This is a genomic window from Pseudomonas sp. PS1(2021), assembly GCF_020405165.1.
Lineage (GTDB): Bacteria > Pseudomonadota > Gammaproteobacteria > Pseudomonadales > Pseudomonadaceae > Pseudomonas > Pseudomonas aeruginosa.
Genome location: NZ_CP084484.1, coordinates 6,490,882 through 6,512,201, shown reverse-complemented (window position 1 = coordinate 6,512,201; position 21,320 = coordinate 6,490,882). Strand labels below are relative to the sequence as shown.

Genomic DNA, 21,320 nt, shown 5'->3' with positions numbered 1-21,320 from the left:
CATCGTGAAAGGACAAAGGCGCGAGGATAAACACTCGCGCCGGCGGACTCCAGGCCAACTGTGCGGGCCGGCCTACAAGGGATTGGCATACGGCGGCACCTGCATGAAGAAGGTGCCATCCTCGTTGACCTGGGTGGTGCCGGTCGCCAGCACCTTGCGGTAGTCCTGCAGGTTGAAGGTCAGCACCTGGTCCGGGGTCTCGGTCTTCAGCAGCACCTGGGCGTAGGTGATGAGGATTTCGAAGATCTTCAGGTCGCCCGACTGTAGCCAGAGGAAGGATGGGCCCGCCGCGGCCGGCGGGCTGAACACCGGCGACGGCTGGCCGGGCGCCTGGGAGAAACGCAGGTGCAGCCCTTGGTCGTCGAGCCAGGCCTCCTGTACGTGGCCATCGATGCCCAGCAGCGGGAAGACCTTGCGGTAGTCCAGGCGCATGGCGCTGCCGACCAGGCTCGCCCCCGGCCGATCGAGGCTGACCAGCGCCGACATCGGCAGACCGACCAGGCTCATCGCCCCGTACAGCGGCAGACCGATCACCTTCAACTGGTCGGGCCGATAGACCAGCGCGCCGCTGGCCGCGTCCACCTCCACGCCGCCGCCCAGCCGCAGCGGCAGCCAGGGCCCTACGCCGAGCGGACGCACCCGCCCCTCCACCTCCAGGCGTCCCGCCGCACTGCTCATGCGGAAGTCCTTCAACATGGTCCCGTCGTAGGCGAGGATGTGCTCGTTGAACAGGTTGGCCAGCTGCCGCGGGCTGAGCAGCACCTCACCCTCCATCACCTGGAAATGCATGTCCTGCGGGCGGTCGAAGTCCACCGGCTGGCCGGCCCGGTTCGGCACCAGCCAGCCCTTCACCTCGGGCACGTGGAAACCGATGTTGCCGCGCAGGTACATGTCCACGTTGCGCAGCAGTATGCCGACACCATCCTGGCCGGAATCCGCCGGCCCGGCCGTACGCATGGGCAGCGGCACCGGCGCCGGGGGGACCTGCCGGTACCAGCCCTCGCGCAGCAGGGCCAGTTCGCGCTGCTGCCGGTCGATGGCGCTTTCGGCCTGGGCCGCGCTGGCCGCCAACAGGCAACAGCCAAGCAGTACGCCCCACGGACGCCGGCTCACAGCCGTGCCTCCAGCGGCGCCGGCGCCTTCACCGGCGACACGGCGATCTGCACCATGCCGTCCTCGCGCAGGCGGATCACGCCGTTCTGCAGTTGCCGCCGGTAGTCGTAGAGATTGAACAGCAGCGGCTGCCCCGGGCTGAGGCTGGTGAACAGGGCATAGGCCTTGACCAGCACGGTGCGCGCCATCTTGATATCGCCGCCCTCGATGAACATGTAGCTGTCCGGCGCCCGTAATGCCGGCCATTGCAGGTCGGCCAGGGAGTCGCCGAGGGCGAGTTGCATGCCGCCGTCGGCCAGGGCCAGGCGACTGACGCGGAAGTCCAGGCGCGGCGGCGGGAACAATCCGTCGAGGTCGACGCGGATGCGGTTGCCGACCAGTTCCATGTGCCGGGTCTTCAGCTTCAGCACCTCGGACATCTCGATCGAGGCCGCCGCCAGCGACGAAGTGACCTCGACCCCGTCGACGAAAATCCGCCGGGGTACCAGGGTCACCTCCAGCGGACCGCTCAGCTCGATCTCGGTGAGCATCCGCAGCGGCCGCCAGCGCCCCTTGCGCAACAACTCGCCACGCACTTCCTGGCCGTCCTTGCGGGTGTTCATACTGAGGTTGCGCACGGCCGCGCGGGACGCAGCGAGGTCCTGGTTGAGCAGGGTCGCCAGGGTGGCGTCGCTGACGAATATCTCGCCGGCCTGGATCCGCGCCACCATCGCCGTCGGATCGTCGAGCGACAAGGGCGCGCCGGGACGAGTCGGCTCCATGCGGATCAGCATGCGCTGGATGAAGAAACCGATGTCGTCGTGCAGGCGGAAGTCGGTATCGGCGATCCACAGTCGCGAACTCGCCGATCCCGAGCCGCGGGCGCCGACGCTCGCCTCCAGCGTGCGCGGCGGCACGGCGCTCATCAGGCTGTCCGGCTGGCGTCCCCAGTCATCGGTAGCGGCCGTCGGCACACGCGCTTCGACACGGGCCGGCGGCGCCACGGCCTGGCCGCCGCCGTGGGCATCGAAGGCCAGCCAGGCGCCCAGCAACAGGCAGGCCAGTTGCAACGACAGGCAGGGAAACGCGGAGGCAGGTTGCGCGGAAGCCATCACCGATCCTCTTATTGTTATGCGAGCGCCGTCACCCTATACCCTGCCCCGGCCGTCCGCCCCTTTCGTTGGATTGGCCGGGAAAACGCCGACGTCGTCACGCTGGCGGCGATTGTCACGGGAATGTCGCGAAACGGGCAAAGAAGTATCACCTGGCTGCGTCAATCTGCTGGACTGGAACACTCCCGAACCGCCGACGAGGACCCGTCATGCAACCAGCCTTCCTGCGCCGCCACCTCGGCGCCGCCTGCCTGATGCTCGCCGCTGGCCTGGCCAGCGCCGCCCACGCCGACACCGGCAACGTACAACGCGCCATCGACTGGGCCCAGGGCCAGGCCTCCGTTCGCCACCCGGCCAGCGACGAACGCTCGCCGCTGGTCATCGCCCACCGTGGCGCCAGCGGTTACGTACCGGAACACACCCTGGGCGCCTACGCCCTGGCGGTGATGATGGGCGCCGACTACGTCGAGCCGGACCTGGTGATGACCCGCGACGGCAAGCTGGTCGCCCGCCACGACAACGAGCTGGGCCTGACCACCGATGTCGCCCAGCACCCGGAATTCGCCGACCGCAAGCGCACGCAGAAAGTCGACGGAGTGGAACTCACCGGCTGGTTCAGCGAAGACTTCACCCTCGCCGAACTGAAGACCCTGCGCGCCATCGAGCGCATCCCCACGATCCGCCCGGGCAATGCGCGCCTGGACGGCACCTTCGAGATCCCCACCCTGCAGGAGATCATCGACCTGGTGAAAAGCCTGCAGATCAGCCAGCAACGCACCATCGGCCTGTACCCCGAGATCAAGCACGGCACCCACTTCCAGCGCCTCGGCCTGGCCATGGAACGCCCGCTGGTGAAGACCCTGCACCGCAACGGCTACCTCGGTCCGCGCGCGCCGGTATTCATCCAGTCCTTCGAGGTGAACAACCTGAAGGAACTCAAGCGCCTCACCGGCATCCGCCTGGTCCAGCTCTACGGCAGCGGCCAGCCCTACGACCAGCAGGCTGCCGGCGGCAGCCTGACCTACGCCGAGATGGCCACCGCCAAGGGCCTGCGCCAGGTGGCGCGCTACGCCTACGGGGTCGGTCCGGACAAGAGCTACGTGATTCCCCGCGATGCCAACGGCAACCTCGGCCAGCCGACCCGCTTCGTCGGCGACGCCCACGCCGCCGGGCTGAAGGTGCATCCCTACACCTTCCGCGCGGAAAACAGCTTCCTTCCGGCGGAGTTCCGCAGCGCCGACGGCAACCCGCAGTCGCGCGGCGACCTGGCCGGCGAGATCAGGGCCTACCTCGACGCCGGCATCGACGGCCTGTTCAGCGACCAGCCGGACGTCGCCGTGCGCCTGCGCGAGCAGCGCTGACGCAGCCCGACCGGCGCTCGTACGCGGGCGCCGGCCTCATGGACACTCGATGTAGCCGTCGAAGGGCTGTGCCTTGCCTTTCTCCAGTGCCTGCCGCCTGATGTTCCGGCAGATCCGCCGATCGCGCTCGTGCATGGCGTCGATCGACGGGTTGCCAGTGGGTTCCATGCCCTTGTGGTCCTTCACGCCAAAGGTCACCAAGGGCTGCTCCGGCTCCACCCGGAAGCGCGACGGCGTTTCCTTCTCCTCCTTGCGCGACGGCGGATCCGCCGCCAGGGTCGGCAACTGGTCGGCCTGCACGCCATAGCGTTGCAGCAAGGAGCCATCGGGCAACTCGTCGGCCAGCGCGCCCGCCATCCCCAGCAACAGCGCCAGGGGGTATCGGCGTACTACCTTCATCTCAGTGTTCCTCTCGCTACCGGCGCCGAACGCTTTCGCCACGGCACCAGTCAAAATCCCACACCCCGCCGCCAGCCGGCTGGCAAGCCAGCATGAGCCGCCGGGGCGCTTTTTGCTATGTTTGGCGCTGATCAGACGCCGTTGGCCGGGCACGATTCACGCTCGGCAGGGAAATCGACACAGGAGGTGACTTGAGTCACACGACGCATCCCGGCCTCGACGCCCTCTGGCTGACCGAGGCCGTTCGCCTGCGCGAGGAGCAGGCCGGTCCGCTGGAAGACAGCGAGGCGGTTCGCCAGGCGCTGGCCCAGGGCGGTTCCCTGCCGCGCCGTATTCTCACCCGCGCCCACTGGCTGGGCCGCCGCGAGGGCCTGCTCGACGCCCAGCGGACCTGGCGCCAGGGTTCGCGGCTGGCGCTGGCCCTGCTGCTGGTGCTGGCCCTGGCCAGCGGCGCCGGACTGGCCTTCGCCGCGCTCGGCGATGGCCAGCGCCCGGTCAACGTGTTCTGGGCGCTGGCCAGCCTACTCGGCCTGCACCTGCTGACCCTGCTCGGCTGGGCCCTCGGCCTGCTCGCCGGCGGCGAGGCCGCGGGCGCGCTCGGCCGGCTCTGGCTGTGGCTCAGCGACAAGCTGGCGCGCGATGCCCGCGCCGCGCACCTGGCGCCGGCGCTATTGGTCCTGCTCGGCCGGCGCCGGCTGGCGCGCTGGGGCCTCGGCGCGCTGGTCCACGGGCTCTGGCTGCTCGGCCTGCTGACCGCGCTGGCCATGCTCCTCGGCCTGCTGGCGACCCGCCGCTACGGTTTCGTCTGGGAAACCACCATTCTCGGCAGCGATACCTTCATCGCCCTTACCCAGGCGCTCGGCGCCCTGCCGGCGTTGCTTGGCTTCCCGTTGCCGGACGCCGAGCTGATCCGCGCCAGCGGCGACGCCGCCCTGGCCAGCGAAGCCGCACGGCACGCCTGGGCCGGCTGGCTGGTAGGCGTACTGCTGGTCTATGGGGTCCTGCCGCGCGCGCTGCTCGGTCTGCTCTGCCTGTGGCGCTGGAAACGCGGCCTGGCCCACCTCGACCTGGACCTCGACGACCCAGGCTACAGCCTGCTGCGCGAACGCTTGATGCCGGCCAGCGAACGCCTCGGCGTCAGCGACGCGGCACCGGACTGGCTGCCGGAGCCGCAGGGCGGCCAGTCCGGCCAGGAAGCCGCCGGAGCGGTGCTGGTGGCGGTGGAGCTGGACGATCGCCGGCCCTGGCCGCCGAAGCTCGCCGAAGGCGTCGCCGACGCCGGCATCCTCGACGACGGCCAGCAGCGCCGTCGCCTGCTCGAACAACTGACCCGCTACCCGCCGGCGCGCCTGGCCATCGCCTGCGACCCGCGTCGCTCGCCGGACCGCGGCACCCTGGCACTGCTCGGCGAACTCGCCCGCTGCGCCGCCAGCACCCGCATCTGGCTGCTCCAGGCTCCGCCCGGCGAAGCGCTCGACAGCGACCGCCTGGGTGACTGGCACGCCGCCCTGGAACGCCTGCAACTGCCGCACGGCGAGACCTCGCCGCTGGCCTGGCTGGAGACCGGCCATGACTGAGCCGCTGATCCTGGCCGTGGTCGGCCACACCAATACCGGCAAGACCTCGCTGCTGCGCACCCTGACTCGCGACCGTGGATTCGGCGAAGTCTCCCATCGCCCCAGCACCACCCGCCACGTCGAGGGCGCCAGGCTGTCGGTGGACGGCGAAGCGCTGCTGGAACTCTACGACACGCCCGGCCTGGAAGACGCCATCGCCCTGCTCGACTACCTGGACGCCCTGGAGCGCCCCGGCGAGCGTCTCGATGGCCCGGAACGCATGGCGCGGTTGCTGGACAGCAACGAAGCGCGCGGGCGTTTCGAACAGGAAGCCAAGGTGGTCCGCCAGTTGCTCGCCTCCGACGCCGGGCTCTACGTGATCGACGCCCGCGAACCGGTGCTGGCCAAGTATCGCGACGAACTGGCGGTGCTCGCCGGCTGCGGCCGGCCGCTGCTGCCGGTGCTGAACTTCGTCGCCAGCCCGCAGCATCGCGAGGAGGAGTGGCGCGCCGCCCTCGCTCGCCTGGGCCTGCACGCCCTGGTGCGTTTCGACAGCGTGGCGCCGCCGCTGGACGGCGAGCGGCGCCTCTACGAGAGCCTGGCGCTGCTGCTGGAGCGCGCCCGGCCGCAACTCGACCGGCTGATCGCCGACCATGAGACCCAGGCCGCCGCGCGCCTGCGCGCCGGGCAACGGCTGATCGCCGAATTGCTGGTCGACGTCGCCGCCTGCCGGCGCCTGGTGCCCGGCGGCGAAAGCGCCGTGCAGGAAGCCACCCGCGACCTGCACCAGCAGGTGCGCAAGCGCGAGCAGGCCTGCGTGGAAGCGTTGCTGCGGCTCTACGCCTTCGCCAGGGACGACGCCCGCGCCGCCGACCTGCCGCTGCTCGACGGCCGCTGGGGCGACGATCTGTTCAATCCGGAGACCCTGCGCCAACTCGGTATTCGCCTCGGCGGCGGGGTTGCGGCCGGTGCCGCGGCCGGCGCCGGCATCGACCTGCTGGTGGGCGGCGTCACCCTTGGCGCCGCCGCCGCCCTCGGCGCCCTCGCCGGCGGCGCCTGGCAGACCGTCGGCCACTACGGCTCGCGCCTGCTCGGCAAGCTCAAGGGCGCCCGCGAGCTGACTGTCAACGACGCCGTGCTGCGCTTGCTCGCGCTGCGCCAACGGCAGCTCCTGGCAGCCCTGCAAACGCGCGGCCACGCGGCGGTCGAGGCGATCCGCCTGGAAACCCCGGAGGACAAGCAGTGGCGCGAAGGCAAGCTGCCGGAAGCGCTGCGCAAGGCGCGCGCGCATCCGGAGTGGTCGTCGCTGAACGGCAGGCGGGTGGGCGGCAGCGACCGCCAGGAACAGATCGACGCGCTGGCCGAATTGCTGGAGAGCGGGCGCGGGGAATGACAGACTGGGCGACGATCGCCCAAGAGGTAGGCCCATGCCCTTCGTTTCCTACGCGCAGAACCTGGAAGACGTCCGACTCTGGCGGGCCCTGAAACTCTTCCCCAGGGGGTTCTACATCGACGTCGGCGCCAGCCACCCGCGGATCGACTCGGTCACCCTGGCGTTCTACGAGCGCGGCTGGCGCGGCATCAACATCGAACCGCTGCCCCACCTGCACCGCGAGCTGGAGCGGGAACGGCCGGAAGACCTCAACCTGAACCTCGCCATTGGCGAGCGCGAAGGCCGCGCCACGCTCTACGAGATGGCCGCCTCGGGTCTCTCCACCCTGGACCCCGAGCTAGCCCGCCAGCGCCAGGCCGAGGGCTGCACGGCCACCCCGCGCGAAGTGAAGGTCAGCACCCTGGACGCGATCTGCGCGGCCCATGTCGAAGGGCCGATCCACTTCCTCAAGATCGACGTCGAAGGGCTGGAAGGCGCGGTGCTCCGCGGCCTCGACCTGAACCGCTGGCGCCCGTGGCTGATCCTCGCGGAAACTCCATTCGACCACGACCCCGAGTGGAAAGCGCCGCTGCTCGCCGCGGGCTACCGTTTCGTCCACTTCGACGGCCTCAACGGCTATTACCTGGCGGAGGAACAGGCACGCCTGGAAGGCGCCTTCGCGCTACCGCCGAACCTGCTGGACGACTTCCAGCTCTGCCATGGCCATGCCATGAGCCATCCGGTCGCTCCGCTGGAGCAGGCCCTGGAACAGGCGCTGCAACGCGCAGAAGATGCGGAGCGGGCTTTGCGGGACTGGCGCGCGCTTCCCTGGTACCGTCGCCTGTTCGGTTGAGCGGAGCCGACGGCTCCGCCGAAGGGTCAGACCGCGACCGGTGCCTTGATGTGCGGATGGGCCTCGTAGCCGACCAGCTCGAAGTCCTCGAAGCGAAAGTCGAACAGATCCTTCACCTCGGGATTCAGCTTCATGCTCGGCAACGGCAGCGGCTCGCGGGTCAGCTGCAGGTCGGCCTGCTCCAGGTGGTTGGCGTACAGGTGGCAATCGCCGCCGGTCCAGATGAACTCGCCCGGCTGCAGGCCGGCGACCTGCGCCACCATCAGGGTCAGCAGGGCATAGCTGGCGATATTGAAGGGTACGCCGAGGAAGATGTCCGCCGAACGTTGGTAGAGCTGGCAGCTGAGCTTGCCGTCGGCGACGTAGAACTGGAACAGCGCGTGGCAGGGCGGCAGGGCCATCTCGTCGATCAGCGCCGGGTTCCAGGCGGAGACGATCAGCCGGCGCGAGTCCGGATTCTTCTTCAGCATCGCCATCAGGTTGGCGATCTGGTCGATGTGGCGGCCGTCCGGCGCCGGCCAGGAGCGCCACTGGTAGCCATACACCGGGCCGAGGTCGCCGTTCTCGTCGGCCCATTCGTCCCAGATCGAGACGCCGTGCTCCTTGAGGTAGGCGATATTGGTGGAGCCCTTGAGGAACCACAGCAGCTCGTGGACGATCGACTTGAGGTGGCACTTCTTGGTGGTCACCAGGGGGAAGCCCGCGGCCAGGTCGAAGCGCATCTGGTGGCCGAACACGCTATAGGTGCCGGTGCCGGTGCGGTCGCTCTTGAAGGTGCCGTGCTCGCGCACGTGGCGCATCAGGTCGAGGTACTGTTTCATCGGAGGCTCGGATCGATATCGGTGCGGCGCCGACGTGGCGGCTCCCACCGAGGGATGACAGAAGGATGGCCAAGTCTACGGCGACGGAGCCTGCATCGCCAGTTCGGCGCGACCGGCGCAAGCCATGCACGCCCTGGAGCGGAAAGCCGGCTGCCCGGAGCGGATGACGCCTGCGACGTTATCCGCCCCGGGCACGAAAAGCGGCTCAGGCCGCCTTCGGCTGCGCCGCGTCGCGGCGGTAGGCCCAGACCATCAGGGCAATGCCGGCCAGCACCATCGGTACGCAGAGCACCTGGCCCATGGTCAGCCAACCCCAGGCGAGGTAGCCGAGCTGGGCATCCGGCACGCGGACGAATTCGACGACGAAGCGGAAGATCCCGTAGCACAGCACGAACAGGCCGGAGACCGAGGCGGTCGGCCGTGGCTTGCGGGTGAACAGCCAGAGGATGACGAACAGCGCCACGCCTTCCAGGGCGAACTGGTACAGCTGCGAGGGATGCCGCGGCAGCGGGCCGCCGTTGGGGAAGACCATGGCCCAGGGCACATCGCTGACCTTGCCCCACAGTTCCGAGTTGATGAAGTTGCCGATGCGCCCGGCGCCCAGGCCGATGGGCACCAGCGGGGCGATGAAGTCCATCAGCTGGAAGAAGCTCTTGCCATGGCGCTTGCCGAACCACCAGACCGCCAGCATCACGCCGAGCAGGCCGCCATGGAAGGACATGCCGCCTTTCCAGACCTCGAAGATCAGCGTCGGGTTGGCGATGTACTCGTCCAGGTTGTAGAACAGCACGTAGCCCAGGCGGCCACCGAGGATCACGCCGCAGGCGACCCAGAAGACCAGGTCGGAAAGGCGCTCCTTGGTCCAGGTCGGGTCGAAGCGCTTCATCCGGCGCGACGCCAGCAGCCAGGCGCCGCCGATCCCGATCAGGTACATCAGCCCGTACCAGTGGATCTTCAGCGGGCCGATGGCCAGCGCAACCGGATCGATCTGGGGATACGTCAGCATCGATAACTCCTACGACAGAAAAGCGAGATCGGGGGTCAGGAAACTTATGCCCACGCTGAACAGCAGCAGGGCGAACAGTCGCTTGAGTACGCGCGGCGACAAACGATGCGCCAGGCGCGCGCCGAAGCGGGCGAACAGCATACTGGTGGCGGCGATGCCGACCAACGCCGGCAGATAGACGTAGCCCAGGCTCCACTCCGGCAACTGCGGGTTGTGCCAGCCGACCGCGATGAACGACAGAGCGCCGGAAATGGCGATAGGAAGGCCGCAGGCCGAGGAAGTCGCCACCGCCTGCTGCATCGGCACGCTGCGCCAACTGAGGAAAGGCACGGTCAGCGAACCGCCGCCGATGCCGAAGATCGCCGAGGCCCAGCCGATCACCGCGCCGGCCAGGGTCAGGCCGCCCTTGCCGGGCACCTCGCGGCTACCCTTGGGCTTGAGGTCGAGAACCATCTGCAAAGCGACCAGGATGGCGAACACCCCGATTATCTTCTGCAACAGCGGCCCCTTGATCTGCGCCGCGGTCAGCGCGCCGAGGGCACTGCCGATGAGAATGCCGAGGGTCATCCAGGCGAACACCGGCCAGCGCACCGCGCCGCGCCGATGGTGTTCGAGAATGGAATTGATCGAAGTGAAGACGATGGTCGCCAGGGAGGTGCCGACCGCCATCTGGGTCAGGACGTCGCCGCCGAAACCGTGCGCGGTGAAGCTGAAGACCAGCGCCGGGACGATGATCAGGCCGCCGCCGACGCCGAACAGTCCGGCCAGCACGCCGGCACAGGCGCCCAGCACGATATAGAGGAGAAACTCCATGCACGCCCCCGTTGGAAAGCCGGCATGGTAACGGAATTGCGCGCCGTGCGGCAGGCGTCGTGCTTGAACGGCGATGGCGGATGCCTTTAGCCTGACGGCCAGCCCATCCCAAGGATCGCGCATGTGCCTGATCGTCTTCGCCTGGCAACCGGGGCACGCCCTGCCGCTGCTGGTCGCCGCCAACCGTGACGAATTCTATGCCCGCCCGAGCCTGCCGCTGGCGGCCTGGGAGGACGCCGAGGGGGTATTCGCCGGACGCGACCTGGAGGCCGGCGGCACCTGGCTGGGGCTCGGCCCGGCCGGCCGTTTCGCCGCCCTGACCAACGTCCGCGATCCGTCGCAGGCTCTCGGCAAGCGCTCCCGTGGCGAACTGGTGGCGGACTTCCTGCGCGGCGGCGGCAACCCGGCCGACTACCTGGCGCAGGTCGCCGGGCGCGCCGCGGACTATTCCGGCTTCAACCTGCTCATTGGCGATCGCCATCAGCTCTGGCACTACAACCCCCGCGTGGGGCCACCGCGCCTGCTGCCGGCGGGGATCTACGGGCTGTCCAACGCGGCCCTCGATACGCCCTGGCCGAAGCTGCTCAAGGCTCGCGCCGCCCTCGCCGAGCGGCTTGCCGAGCCGCATCCGCAGGCCCTGCTGGAGCTGCTGGCCGACGCAGCGCCGGCCGCCGACGGCCAGTTGCCGGATACCGGCGTGGGTCTGGCCACGGAACGCCTGCTCTCCAGCGTGTTCATCGCCAGCCCGAGCTACGGCACTCGCGCCAGCAGCGTCGTACTGGTACACGCCGACGGCACGCGGGAGATGATCGAGCGCAGCTTCGGGCCGTCCGGCGCCCGGCTCGGCGAGGTCAGCCTGGTGCTGCCGCCAGGCTGACCTTCAGCAACAGGCCACGCAATCGCGACGCTGCTTGGCCCGATAGAGGGCGTCGTCCACCCGGCACAGCAGCAGGTCGAGGGTCTCGCCATCATTCAGCACGCCGACGCCAAAGCTGGCGGTCAACCGCTCGCCCATCTCGAAGGACTGCGAGCGAACCCGCTGGCGCAGGCGTTCGGCCAAGGCCGCCGCGGCCTCCAGGCCGGTTTCCGGGAGCAGCAGGATGAACTCCTCGCCACCCCAGCGCGCCAGCACGTCGACCTCGCGCAGCTCGCTGGCAACCAGGCGGCCGAAGGCGACCAGCACGCGATCACCGGTGGAGTGGCCGAACAGGTCGTTGATCCGCTTGAAGTGATCGACATCGATCATCACCAGTGCCGTGGCGCGTCCATGGCGCTGCCGGCGCATCCATTCATGGTGCAGGCACTGCTCGAACTTGCGTCGGTTGTACAGCTCGGTGAGCGGATCGATTTCGCTCAGGCGCTGGGCCTCGGCCATCTTCGAGGCCAGCGCCTGGTTGACCCGGTGCAGCGCCTCGGTGCGCTCGGCCACCAGTTCCTCGAGACGCAGGTTCCAGTCGAACAGTTCCTCGTTGCGCTGCTGCAACTCCAGCTCGACCAGCTTGCGCTGATGGATCTCGTGGTGCGCACCGATCATCCGCCGCGGCTCGCCGCGCTCGTCGAACTCGACGAAACGCCCGCGATCGCTGATCCACAGGTAATCCCCGCTGTAGGTGCGGCAGCGGTATTCCTCGCAGTATTCCGGGCTTTCGCCGTCGAGGTAGGCCTGGAAGCTGGCCATCACCCGCGGATAGTCCTCGGGATGGATGATGCTCTTCCAGGTCTCCACGCTCTCCGGCAGGCTATGCGGCGGATAGCCGAGCATCAGGTACCAGCCGGCGCTGCGGCTGACCTGGTTGGTCGCGATGTTCCAGTCCCAGATCCCGTCGCTGACGATCTCCAGGGCATATCGCAGGGTTTTCTCAAGGTCTTCGCGTGACAGCGGAAGAAGACCTGGCGGCTTCGACGCCCGTTCGTCCATTTTGCGGCAATCCCTCGCACGTTCGACTGGCCAGTGGCCTCTACCGAATGGCAGGCAGTCTATACGCTTGCGGGGAAAGCGTAAGCGCCGCACGACGAAGCGTCCGGCGCGCGGGAAATCAGGGCTGGACGGTAGCCGCCGGGTTGATCACGCGACCCAGGCCGAGGTTGCGCAACGCCAGGTGCAGCGAGCTGTGGATGACCTGCGGGTTGTCGAAGGTGAGCAACTGGCCGAGCAGGTCCCGGGCCTTGTCCAGGGTGATCTGGCGCAGCAGCCACTTCACCTTGGGCAGGTTGGTGGCGTTCATCGACAGGCTGTCGAAGCCCATCGCCATCAGCAGCACGGCAGCCGCGGGATCGCCGGCCATCTCGCCGCAGATGCTCACCGGCTTGCCTTCCAGGTGGGCATCGTCGACCACCTTCTTCAACGCATGCAGAACGGCCGGATGCAGGTAGTCGTAGAGGTCGGCGACCCGCGGATTGTTGCGGTCGACCGCCAGCAGGTACTGGGTCAGGTCGTTCGAACCGACCGAAAGGAAGTCGACCTGGCGGGCCAGCTCGCGGGTCTGGTACACGGCGGCGGGAATCTCGACCATCATGCCGATGGGCGGCATGGCGATGTCCACGCCCTCGTCGCGCACCTCGCCCCAGGCGCGGTGGATCAGGTGCAGGGCCTCTTCCAGCTCGTGGGTGCCGGAGATCATCGGCAGCAGGATGCGCAGGTTGTCCAGTCCTTCGCTGGCCTTGAGCATGGCGCGGGTCTGGACCAGGAAGATCTCCGGGTGGTCGAGGGTGACGCGGATGCCGCGCCAGCCGAGGAACGGGTTGTCTTCCTTGATCGGGAAGTAGGACAGCGCCTTGTCGCCGCCGATATCCAGGGTGCGCATGGTCACCGGCAGCGGGTGGAAGGCACTGAGCTGCTCGCGGTAGATCGCCAACTGTTCCTTCTCGCTGGGGAAGCGGTCGTTGATCATGAACGGCACTTCGGTGCGGTACAGGCCCACTCCCTCGGCGCCACGCTCCTGGGCGCGGGCGACATCGGCGAGCAGGCCGGTGTTGACCCAGAGCGGCATGCGGTGGCCGTCGAGGGTCTCGCAGGGCAGCTCGCGCAGGGCCGCCAGGCCCTTGCTCAGCTCGCGCTCCTCGGCGACCACGTCGCTGTACTGGCGCACCAGCTCGGCGGAGGGGTTGGTGTAGACCTCGCCGTGGTAGCCATCGACGATCAGGTCGATGCCGTCGACCTTGGAGTACGGCAGGTCGACCGCCCCCATCACCGTGGGGATGCCCATGGCACGGGCGAGGATCGCCACGTGCGAGTTGCCCGAGCCGAGCACCGAGACCAGGCCGACCAGGCGCCCTTCCGGCACCTCGCCGAGCATCGCCGGCGACAGCTCCTCGCTGACGATGATGGTCTGCTCCGGGTAGGTCAGGTTCTGCTTGCGTTCTTCCTGCAGGTAGGCGAGCAGGCGGCGACCGATGTCCTTGACGTCGGAGGCGCGCTCGCGGAGATAGGCGTCGTCCATCAGCTCGAAGCGCTGCACGTGCTCCATCACCACCTGGCGCAGGGCGCCCTGGGCCCACTGGCCGGTACGGATGATGCGCTTGACCTCGTTGCCGATGGAGGCATCGTCGAGCATCATCAGGTAGACGTCGAACAGCGCGCGTTCTTCCTTGCGCAACTGGCTGGCGAGCTTGCTCGACAGCGCGCGCATGTCGGCGCGAACGCCCTCCAGGGCCTGCTTGAACAGGGCGATCTCGGCGTCGATGTCGTCGACCTGCTTGTCCGGCACCACTTCCAGGTCGGCCGGCGGCAACACCACCACCGCCTTGCCCACCCCGACCCCGGGGGCGCCGGGCACGCCGACGAACTTGGCTTCCTGGATGCCCTTGCCGAGCTTGCCCAGGCCGCGGATCGAACCGGTCGCCTCGGCATGCGCGATGACCCCGGCGAGCTGGGCGCTCATGGTGACGAGGAAGGCTTCCTCGCCTTCGTCGAACTGGCGGCGCTCCTTCTGCTGCACCACCAGCACCCCCATCACCCGCCTATGGTGGATGATCGGCGCGCCGAGGAACGACGCGTAGCGCTCCTCGCCGGTCTCGGCGAAATAGCGGTAGCGCGGGTGGGCGGCGGCGTTCTCCAGGTTGAGCGGCTCCTCGCGGGTGCCGACCAGGCCGACCAGGCCTTCGCTGGGGGCCATGCTGACCTTGCCGATGGAACGCTTGTTGAGGCCTTCGGTGGCCATCAGGACGAAACGCTGGGTCTCGGTGTCGAGCAGGTACACCGAGCAGACCTGGGTACCCATGGCTTCCTTGACCCGCTGCACGATGATGCCCAGCGCCGCCTTCAGATCCTTGGCGGAGTTCACTTCCTGGACGATCTTGCGCAGCGTGTTGAGCATGCTCGGGGCCTTGTCTCCGTGTTCAGTCCCGCGCCAGAAGGCGCGGGGCCAGTTCCTTCAGGGCGCGGCGGTAGACCTCGCGCTTGAAGGTCACCACCTGTCCCAGGGGGTACCAGTAACTCACCCAGCGCCAGCCGTCGAACTCGGGCTTGCTGGTGATATCCATGCGCACGCGCGCCTCGTCGGACATCAGCCGCAGCAGGAACCATTTCTGCTTCTGGCCGATGCACAGCGGCTGGCTGTGGGTCCGCACCAGGCGCTGCGGCAAACGGTAGCGCAGCCAGCCGCGGGTGCAGGCCAGGATGCGCACGTCCCCGGCCTCCAGCCCGACTTCTTCGTTCAATTCGCGATACAGCGCCTCTTCCGGCGTTTCGCGATCATTGATGCCTCCCTGCGGGAACTGCCAGGCTTCCTGATTGATACGCCGCGCCCACAGCACCTGCCCCGCCTCGTTGGCGAGAATGATGCCGACATTCGGGCGAAAACCATCGGAATCGATCACGCTGGGACATCCTCGAAATCGCATGTGCCCGCATTGTTCCATAAAGCTTGTGATAGCGGCAACGCGCGGCTTTGCGACTCGTGCGGGGAGGATACAGGGCCGGCAAAAGCCGGTAGGCTAGGGGTTTTCCCAAGGCCCGGTGGGAGCCTTCGCAAAAGGCTCTCGCGGCCCTCCCGCCACCCGCCAACCGATGGAGTCACCCCGTGCGTCTGGCCCTTTTCGATCTCGACAACACCCTGCTCGCCGGCGACAGCGACCATAGCTGGGGCGAATGGCTGTGCCAGCGCGGCCTGGTCGACGCCGCCGAATACCAGGCGCGCAACGACGCCTTCTATGCCGACTACGTGGCCGGCAAGCTCGACGTCCTTGCCTACCAGGCCTTCACCCAGGCGATCCTCGGTCGCACCGAGATGGCCCAGCTGGAAACCTGGCACCGCCAGTTCATGCAGGAAGTGATCGAGCCGATCGTGCTGGCCAAGGGCGAGGCGCTGCTCGCCGAGCACCGCGCCGCCGGCGACCGGCTGGTGATCATCACCGCCACCAACCGCTTCGTCACCGGCCCGATCGCCGAACGACTCGGGGTGGAGACCCTGATTGCCACCGAGTGCGAGATGCGCGACGGCCGCTACACCGGGCAGACCTTCGACGTGCCCTGCTTCCAGGGCGGCAAGGTGGTTCGCCTGCAACGCTGGCTCGACGAGAACGGCCTGAACCTGGAAGGCGCCAGCTTCTATAGCGACTCGCTGAACGACCTGCCGCTGCTGGAGAAGGTCAGCCGGCCGGTGGCCGTCGACCCCGATCCGCGCCTGCGCGCCGAGGCGGAAAAACGCGGCTGGCCGATCATTTCCCTGCGTTGACCCACTGACAGGCGCGCCGTCCGACGGGCGGCGCCACGGCGGACCCAGGATGCTCCACACCCCCGCTCCCGGCTCGCTGCGGCCGGTCGTGATCGTCGCCCTGGTCACCGCGCTATGCCTGGCCGGCGATTCGATGCTTTATATCGCCCTACCGATCTACTGGCACGAGGTCGGCCTGGAGGCGCTCTGGCAGGTCGGCGTGCTGCTGTCGATCAACCGCCTGATCCGCCTGCCCTTCAATCCGCTGATCGGCCGCCTGTACAAGCACCTGGCACTGAAGACCGGCCTGCTCCTGGCGGTCGTCATCGGCGTGCTGAGCACCGCCGGCTACGGCCTGGCCAGCGGTTTCCTGGCCTGGGTGCTGCTGCGCGGACTGTGGGGGATCGGCTGGTCGTTCTTCCGCATCGGCGGGCTCTCGGCGGTGGTCTACTGCGCCGCCGACCACCAGCGCGGCCACGCCATGGGCCTGTACAACGGCCTCTACCGCCTGGGCAGCCTGGTCGGCATGCTGCTCGGCGGGCTGCTGGTGCCGGTCCTCGGCCTGCCGGCGCTGGCGCTGTCCTTCGCGCTCCTGGCACTGCTCGGCCTGCCGCTGCTGGCGAAGGGTTTCGACCTGCCGGAGAATCCCGCCGGACATGCGCGGACCTCCGCCGCAACGGCATCCACCAGCGTCGCCAGGCGCCCGCCGCCGCGCGGCCTGGTGATCCTCAGCGGCTTCGCCACCGCGCTCCTGATCCAGGGCGTGCTCGCCGCCACCCTGAGCGCGCTGATCGCCCGCAGCTTCGGCACCGAGGTCAGCCTGCTCGGCCTGGCGCTCAGCGCCGCCGGCCTCTCCGGGATCATCCAGGCCCTGCGTTGGTCCTGGGAGCCCTGGCTGGCCGGGCGCTTCGGCGCCTGGTCGGATGGCCCGCGCGGGCGTCGGCGCTTCTACGTGGCTGCGCTACTGGTCGGCGCAATGGGCTTCGGCCTGCTTTCCAGCAGGCTGCCCATTCTCGCCTGGCTGGCCATCGCCCTGCTGGTGATGCTGGTCGCCACCGCCCTCACCACCCTGACCGACGCCCTCGCCGCCGACGTCGCCCGCGCCGGCGACGTGGTCGGCTTCATGACCCGCTACTCCATCGTCCAGGACCTCGGTGCCGCGCTGGGCCCGGCCCTGGCCTTCCTCCTGCTGGAGCGGCCCGGCGGCTTCGCCTGGTTGTACTGGGGCGGCTCCCTGGCGTTCCTGGTCCTGGCGTTGCTCTGGTTGCGCCGAGCGGACCCTCAGACCGGCTTGTTGACCATCAGGTAGAAGATGACCATGAAGGCGATGAAGGCCGGCCAGCCGAGGATGAACCAGGCGTTCATGTAGCGGTACGCCAGCGGTTCGATGGGCCGCGCCTCGCGCAAGGCCGCCTCGGCCATGTCGCGTACGCGGATCTGCAACCACACCACCGGTAGCCAGCAGAGCCCGGCGAACACGTAGAGGCCCAGGCTCCACAGCAACCAGCCCTGGGCCAGCGACCAGCCGGCGACATGCACCATGGCCAGGCCGCTGAGCGGCTGGAACACCGCGGTGGTGGCGATGAACAGCCAGTCGGCGGTGACCAGGTGGCGGAAGGTCACTGCGATCACCGGCAACTGCCCGCTGCGCCAGGCACGCAGGGCGTAGTAGGCCGACCCCAGGCCGGTGCCGAAGAGAATGGTCGAGGAAAGGATATGCAGGGTCTTCAGCAGCAGGTAAAGGTTCATCCACGGGCCTCCCTGGTTCGAGGTTCGTCGCCCAGCAGCCAGAGCGTGGCCACCATCAGCACGATGTTCTTGCCGACCGCCATGTAGGGGTCGTACCAGTAGTGCGGCAGGATCAGGCTGATCGCCAGGCTGTAGCCAAGCATCAGCCAGAACTGCGCCAGCAGCGCGCGCCGACGCCAGCGGCGGAGCAGCAGGCCGACGCCGAGCGCGCCGTCGAGCAGGGCCCCGGCGATCACCGCCAGGCTCGCCGGCCAGCCGTGGATGCCGGCCTCGCCGAGGATCCGCAGGCCCCAGCCGTAACCCGGCCCCAGGCAGGCGACCAGGGTACCCAGCCAGATCAGCACCAGGGCCGCCAGCATCAGCGGCCGCATCAGAGCCGCCAGGCTGCGTGCCGCCTGCGGCCAGCCGAGCAGCCGACTGGCCAGCGGCGCGCAACGATAGCCGCAGGCCTCATCGAGGAGTGCCGGGTCGGCCAGGTTGTCGTGGCGCACCAGCTTCAGCATCGATGGACTCAGTGTCCGCCAGCCAGCACGCCGGCCAAGCCCGCCCAACGCATCGAGAAGCGCCGCGGGCGGCACCACATAGCGGCCGCGCGGCCAACCCTGGGCGCGGCGCAGCTCGTCCAGCAGCTCGCCCTGGGTCAGCGCCTGCGGACCCACCAGCGGAATCACCTGCGCCCGCTCCGGCCAGCGGCGCAGCAAGGCCAGCACCGCGCCGACCAGGTCCTCGACATGCAGCGGTTGCAGGCGCGCGCGATTGTCCAGCAAGGGAATCAGCGGTAGCGGCGACAGGCGTTCCAGCCAGGCGCTGCTGGCGCCGCCCGGCCCCAGCAGCAGGGACGGGCGCAGCACCAGCGCCGGGATGCCCAGTTCCAGCAGGTGGCGGTCGGCCGCCGCCTTGCTGGCGAGGAAGGCCACGTCCGGGTGCGCACCGGCGCCCAGCGCGGAAATCTGCAGGACCTTCGCCCCATGGGCTGCAGCGAGGTCGAAGAGTGTTCGCGCGCCGCTGTCCTGGACGCGAGCCATGCTCGCCTCGTCGAGGCTCATGGTGCCGGCGGCATTGATCAGCAGGTCGACCCCGGCGGGCCAGGCGAAGCTGTCCGGCCTTTCCGCAAGCCGCTCCAGGTCGAGCGCCAGCCAGCGTACGCCGGCAGGCGCATCGACCGGCGGGCGGCGCGCGGTGAGGAGCAGTTCGTGTCCGGCGGCGAGCAGCGCCGGGAGCAGGTGCCGCCCGACGAAACCTCCCGCGCCTACCAGCAGAATACGCATGCGTTCCTACAGAACCGGCGAAGGCCGGTGAAGTCCATTTCGTTGGCGTTTCAGAGCGGCTTGCTGACCATCAGTACCGCCACCGCGATGAAGCTGGCCGCACCGAGCAGGGCCATGACCAGGCCCACCTTGATCTCGCGCAGGGTCTGCTCGCCCAGCGCGGCCCCCGCCGTCTCGGCGGCGCCGGCCTGGTGCTGGACCCGCGCCAGGCGGCCGGCGAGGACCAGCCAGAAGATGCAGCCGAGCAGATAGAGGCAGGCGCCGAACAGCAGCCAGCTCTGGCCCAACGGCCAGCCGGCCAGGTGCACCAGCCACCAGCCGCTGACCGGCAGGGCCAGCAGGCTGAGCCCCAGCAGCGGCCAGCCGATCAGGCGGACCCGCTTGAAACCGCGCGCGACCCGAGCCGCGTCGCCCGTCCGCCAGCTGCGCCAGGCGTAGAACGCCAGGCCGAGCAGGCCGCCGAACAGCAGCACGGTGGCGACTCCGTGGAGAATCTTGATCTGGAGAAAATGTTCCATCAGCGCATCCTTGTCCGTGTTCCCGGCCCGTTTGAGGGGCCGGGGGCGGGCTCAGTTCCCGAGGAAGGAGATCACCTGCCCGTGAAGCTTAGCAGCCCGTGTCGGCGAGCCGCCGCGGGTCAGCCGAGGAACAGCTGGTAGGCCGGGTTGGCGGTCTCGTCCCAGTACGGATAGCCGATCGCCTCCAGGGTCTGCGGGATCAGGTGGCGCTCGTCTTCCGGCACCTGCAACCCGGCCACCACCCGGCCGTCGGCCGCGCCATGGTTGCGGTAGTGGAACATCGAGATGTTCCAGCGCCCGCCGAGCTTGGTGAGGAAGTTGAACAGCGCGCCGGGCCGCTCGGGGAATTCGAAGCGGAACACCATCTCGTCGCTGACTTTCACTGCATGGCCGCCAACCATATGGCGGATGTGCAGCTTGGCCAGTTCGTTGTCGGTCAGGTCGAGGACCGGGAAGCCCTTCTCGCGCAGATAGGCCACCAGCGCCTCGCGCGGGTCGTTCTCCGGGTGGGTCTGCACGCCGACGAAGATGTGCGCCTCGCTGCCGCTGTGGTAGCGATAGTTGAACTCGGTGATCTGGCGCTTGCCGACCGCCTCGCAGAAGGCCTTGAAGCTGCCCGGCCGCTCGGGAATGGTCACCGCGATGATCGCTTCGCGGCGCTCGCCCAGTTCGGCGCGTTCGGCGACATGCCGCAGGCGATCGAAGTTGACGTTGGCGCCGGAGTCGATCGCCACCAGGGTCTGCCCCTCGGCGCGCTCGCGCTCGACGTACTTCTTGATCCCGGCCACCGCCAGCGCGCCGGCCGGCTCGGTGATCGAGCGGGTGTCGTCGTAGATGTCCTTGATCGCCGCACAGATCTCGTCGGTGCTGACGGTGATCACTTCGTCGACGTGGTCCTTGCAGATGTCGAAGGTGTGCTGGCCGATCTGCGCCACCGCCACGCCGTCGGCGAACAGCCCGACCTGGCCCAGCACCACCCGCTCGCCGGCGGCCATGGCCGCCTGCAGGCAGTTCGACTCGTCCGGCTCGACGCCGATCACCTTGATCTCCGGACGCAGGTACTTGACGTAGGCGGCGATGCCGGCGACCAGTCCGCCACCGCCCACCGGGACGAAGATCGCATCGAGGCGGCCGGGCTGCTGGCGGAGGATCTCCATGGCCACGGTGCCCTGGCCGGCGATGGTGTCCGGATCGTCGTAGGGATGGACGAAGGTGTAGCCCTTCTCGTCGACCAGCTTCAGCGCGTGGGCCAGCGCCTCGGGGAAGGCGTCGCCGTGCAGCACCGCCTTGGCGCCGTGGGCGCGCACCGCCTGGACCTTGATCTCGGGGGTGGTCTTGGGCATCACGATGACCGCCCTGATCCCCTGCCGCTTGGCCGCCAGGGCCAGGCCCTGGGCGTGATTGCCGGCCGAGGCGGCGATCACCCCGCGGGCCTTCTCCTCCTCGGTGAGCTGCGCGACCTTGTTGTAGGCGCCGCGGATCTTGAAGGAAAACACCGGCTGCAGGTCCTCGCGCTTGAGCAGGACCTGGTTGCCGAGGCGTTCGGACAACTGGCGGGCGGGTTGCAGGGGCGTTTCCACCGCGACGTCGTAGACGCGCGAGGTGAGGATCTTCTTGACGTATTGTTCGAGCATCGGAGGCGGTTCGGCGGACTTCACGGAAGCCCGGAGTCTACTCCAGGCCCGCCGGGCGGACTACCGGCGCGCCGCAGGAAAACACCGCGACTGCCGGTCATCCGGGGCAAGA

Annotated in this window: 20 protein-coding genes; 7 read left to right on the top strand and 13 right to left on the bottom strand. The window is 68.8% G+C overall.

Annotated features, from left to right (window positions below; genetic code table 11):
* Window positions 1-72: 72 nt before the first annotated feature.
* Both LE197_RS30835 and LE197_RS30830 read right to left on the bottom strand, forming a co-directional pair.
* Entirely contained in the window at window positions 73-1,113 is a 1,041-nt protein-coding gene (locus LE197_RS30835; RefSeq protein ID WP_034073646.1) for a hypothetical protein, read from the bottom strand.
* Window positions 1,110-2,204: a hypothetical protein gene (locus LE197_RS30830; protein WP_003102900.1), complete on the bottom strand. Its 1,095-nt coding sequence runs from the start codon at window positions 2,202-2,204 to the stop codon at window positions 1,110-1,112. The genes LE197_RS30835 and LE197_RS30830 overlap by 4 nt, the downstream gene beginning before the upstream one ends.
* A gap of 209 nt (window positions 2,205-2,413) precedes the next feature.
* Between LE197_RS30830 and LE197_RS30825 the strand changes: the two genes are divergently transcribed.
* The gene (locus tag LE197_RS30825; RefSeq protein ID WP_003102904.1) at window positions 2,414-3,565 is read left to right on the top strand and encodes a glycerophosphodiester phosphodiesterase; all 1,152 of its coding nucleotides are present in this window, start codon (window positions 2,414-2,416) and stop codon (window positions 3,563-3,565) included.
* A gap of 36 nt (window positions 3,566-3,601) precedes the next feature.
* Here LE197_RS30825 and LE197_RS30820 read toward each other — a convergent pair whose 3' ends face one another.
* The gene (locus LE197_RS30820; protein ID WP_003102907.1) at window positions 3,602-3,964 is read right to left on the bottom strand and encodes a hypothetical protein; all 363 of its coding nucleotides are present in this window, start codon (window positions 3,962-3,964) and stop codon (window positions 3,602-3,604) included.
* Between the two features lie 191 nt (window positions 3,965-4,155).
* Here LE197_RS30820 and LE197_RS30815 point away from each other — a divergent pair, with 191 nt between their 5' ends.
* From LE197_RS30815 to LE197_RS30805, 3 genes are read left to right on the top strand one after another with little or no spacing between them, the layout of a single operon-like run.
* Window positions 4,156-5,541 carry a DUF2868 domain-containing protein gene (locus LE197_RS30815; RefSeq protein WP_061362883.1) on the top strand — a complete coding sequence of 462 codons (1,386 nt, stop codon included), beginning with the start codon at window positions 4,156-4,158 and terminating at the stop codon, window positions 5,539-5,541.
* Window positions 5,534-6,913 (top strand): GTPase/DUF3482 domain-containing protein, encoded by a 1,380-nt coding sequence (locus LE197_RS30810; RefSeq protein ID WP_003117881.1) that lies wholly within the window; start codon window positions 5,534-5,536, stop codon window positions 6,911-6,913. Before LE197_RS30815 ends, LE197_RS30810 begins: the two co-directional genes overlap by 8 nt.
* A 34-nt stretch (window positions 6,914-6,947) precedes the next feature.
* Window positions 6,948-7,745 (top strand): FkbM family methyltransferase, encoded by a 798-nt coding sequence (locus tag LE197_RS30805; RefSeq protein WP_196752342.1) that lies wholly within the window; start codon window positions 6,948-6,950, stop codon window positions 7,743-7,745.
* 26 nt (window positions 7,746-7,771) lie between these two features.
* Here the strand turns inward: LE197_RS30805 and LE197_RS30800 are convergent, their stop codons facing one another.
* The 3 genes from LE197_RS30800 to LE197_RS30790 form a co-directional block, all read right to left on the bottom strand.
* Complete coding sequence (locus LE197_RS30800) at window positions 7,772-8,566, bottom strand: thymidylate synthase (RefSeq protein WP_003110588.1); 795 nt, start codon at window positions 8,564-8,566, stop codon at window positions 7,772-7,774.
* Window positions 8,567-8,771: 205 nt separating this feature from the next.
* Window positions 8,772-9,572 carry a prolipoprotein diacylglyceryl transferase gene (gene lgt / locus LE197_RS30795; protein WP_003112963.1) on the bottom strand — a complete coding sequence of 267 codons (801 nt, stop codon included), beginning with the start codon at window positions 9,570-9,572 and terminating at the stop codon, window positions 8,772-8,774.
* Window positions 9,573-9,581: 9 nt separating this feature from the next.
* Window positions 9,582-10,385, bottom strand: coding sequence for a sulfite exporter TauE/SafE family protein (locus LE197_RS30790; RefSeq protein ID WP_003110587.1), 804 nt, complete (start codon window positions 10,383-10,385; stop codon window positions 9,582-9,584).
* Between the two features lie 121 nt (window positions 10,386-10,506).
* Between LE197_RS30790 and LE197_RS30785 the strand changes: the two genes are divergently transcribed.
* Window positions 10,507-11,262, top strand: coding sequence for an NRDE family protein (locus tag LE197_RS30785; protein ID WP_196752343.1), 756 nt, complete (start codon window positions 10,507-10,509; stop codon window positions 11,260-11,262).
* Between the two features lie 3 nt (window positions 11,263-11,265).
* Here the strand turns inward: LE197_RS30785 and LE197_RS30780 are convergent, their stop codons facing one another.
* The 3 genes from LE197_RS30780 to LE197_RS30770 form a co-directional block, all read right to left on the bottom strand.
* Window positions 11,266-12,303, bottom strand: coding sequence for a sensor domain-containing diguanylate cyclase (locus LE197_RS30780; RefSeq protein WP_003112961.1), 1,038 nt, complete (start codon window positions 12,301-12,303; stop codon window positions 11,266-11,268).
* 118 nt (window positions 12,304-12,421) lie between these two features.
* The gene (gene ptsP, locus LE197_RS30775) at window positions 12,422-14,701 is read right to left on the bottom strand and encodes a phosphoenolpyruvate--protein phosphotransferase (RefSeq protein ID WP_003084404.1); all 2,280 of its coding nucleotides are present in this window, start codon (window positions 14,699-14,701) and stop codon (window positions 12,422-12,424) included.
* A 22-nt stretch (window positions 14,702-14,723) separates the two neighbouring features.
* Window positions 14,724-15,203 carry an RNA pyrophosphohydrolase gene (locus LE197_RS30770; protein ID WP_003084400.1) on the bottom strand — a complete coding sequence of 160 codons (480 nt, stop codon included), beginning with the start codon at window positions 15,201-15,203 and terminating at the stop codon, window positions 14,724-14,726.
* Window positions 15,204-15,406: 203 nt separating this feature from the next.
* Between LE197_RS30770 and LE197_RS30765 the strand changes: the two genes are divergently transcribed.
* A complete protein-coding gene (locus tag LE197_RS30765) occupies window positions 15,407-16,060 on the top strand; it encodes an HAD family hydrolase (RefSeq protein ID WP_003084397.1) in 654 nt (217 codons plus the stop codon).
* Window positions 16,061-16,109: 49 nt separating this feature from the next.
* Window positions 16,110-17,348, top strand: coding sequence for an MFS transporter (locus tag LE197_RS30760; protein WP_196752344.1), 1,239 nt, complete (start codon window positions 16,110-16,112; stop codon window positions 17,346-17,348).
* On the opposite strand, the gene LE197_RS30755 is transcribed toward LE197_RS30760, so the two are convergent.
* From LE197_RS30755 to ilvA, 4 genes are all read right to left on the bottom strand, one after another.
* The gene (locus LE197_RS30755) at window positions 17,321-17,788 is read right to left on the bottom strand and encodes a DUF2269 family protein (RefSeq protein WP_003084393.1); all 468 of its coding nucleotides are present in this window, start codon (window positions 17,786-17,788) and stop codon (window positions 17,321-17,323) included. The two genes, LE197_RS30760 and LE197_RS30755, sit on opposite strands and share 28 nt — an antisense overlap.
* Window positions 17,785-19,056 carry an SDR family oxidoreductase gene (locus tag LE197_RS30750; protein WP_073666717.1) on the bottom strand — a complete coding sequence of 424 codons (1,272 nt, stop codon included), beginning with the start codon at window positions 19,054-19,056 and terminating at the stop codon, window positions 17,785-17,787. Before LE197_RS30750 ends, LE197_RS30755 begins: the two co-directional genes overlap by 4 nt.
* 50 nt (window positions 19,057-19,106) lie before the next feature.
* On the bottom strand, window positions 19,107-19,574 hold the full coding sequence (locus tag LE197_RS30745) for a DUF2269 domain-containing protein (protein ID WP_003112958.1): 468 nt from the start codon (window positions 19,572-19,574) through the stop codon (window positions 19,107-19,109).
* A 119-nt stretch (window positions 19,575-19,693) separates the two neighbouring features.
* Window positions 19,694-21,208, bottom strand: coding sequence for a threonine ammonia-lyase, biosynthetic (gene ilvA, locus LE197_RS30740; RefSeq protein ID WP_003110582.1), 1,515 nt, complete (start codon window positions 21,206-21,208; stop codon window positions 19,694-19,696).
* Window positions 21,209-21,320 lie beyond the last annotated feature (112 nt).

Coding starts and splice junctions, on each gene's coding strand:
- ptsP (WP_003084404.1), bottom strand. CDS start 14,701: ATGCTCAACACGCTGCGCAAGATCGTCCAGGAAGTGAACTCCGCCAAG.
- LE197_RS30750 (WP_073666717.1), bottom strand. CDS start 19,056: ATGCGTATTCTGCTGGTAGGCGCGGGAGGTTTCGTCGGGCGGCACCTG.
- LE197_RS30755 (WP_003084393.1), bottom strand. CDS start 17,788: ATGAACCTTTACCTGCTGCTGAAGACCCTGCATATCCTTTCCTCGACC.
- lgt (WP_003112963.1), bottom strand. CDS start 9,572: ATGCTGACGTATCCCCAGATCGATCCGGTTGCGCTGGCCATCGGCCCG.
- LE197_RS30790 (WP_003110587.1), bottom strand. CDS start 10,385: ATGGAGTTTCTCCTCTATATCGTGCTGGGCGCCTGTGCCGGCGTGCTG.
- LE197_RS30785 (WP_196752343.1), top strand. CDS start 10,507: ATGTGCCTGATCGTCTTCGCCTGGCAACCGGGGCACGCCCTGCCGCTG.
- LE197_RS30810 (WP_003117881.1), top strand. CDS start 5,534: ATGACTGAGCCGCTGATCCTGGCCGTGGTCGGCCACACCAATACCGGC.
- LE197_RS30780 (WP_003112961.1), bottom strand. CDS start 12,303: ATGGACGAACGGGCGTCGAAGCCGCCAGGTCTTCTTCCGCTGTCACGC.
- LE197_RS30805 (WP_196752342.1), top strand. CDS start 6,948: ATGCCCTTCGTTTCCTACGCGCAGAACCTGGAAGACGTCCGACTCTGG.
- LE197_RS30825 (WP_003102904.1), top strand. CDS start 2,414: ATGCAACCAGCCTTCCTGCGCCGCCACCTCGGCGCCGCCTGCCTGATG.
- LE197_RS30800 (WP_003110588.1), bottom strand. CDS start 8,566: ATGAAACAGTACCTCGACCTGATGCGCCACGTGCGCGAGCACGGCACC.
- LE197_RS30830 (WP_003102900.1), bottom strand. CDS start 2,204: ATGGCTTCCGCGCAACCTGCCTCCGCGTTTCCCTGCCTGTCGTTGCAA.
- LE197_RS30820 (WP_003102907.1), bottom strand. CDS start 3,964: ATGAAGGTAGTACGCCGATACCCCCTGGCGCTGTTGCTGGGGATGGCG.
- LE197_RS30745 (WP_003112958.1), bottom strand. CDS start 19,574: ATGGAACATTTTCTCCAGATCAAGATTCTCCACGGAGTCGCCACCGTG.
- ilvA (WP_003110582.1), bottom strand. CDS start 21,208: ATGCTCGAACAATACGTCAAGAAGATCCTCACCTCGCGCGTCTACGAC.
- LE197_RS30760 (WP_196752344.1), top strand. CDS start 16,110: ATGCTCCACACCCCCGCTCCCGGCTCGCTGCGGCCGGTCGTGATCGTC.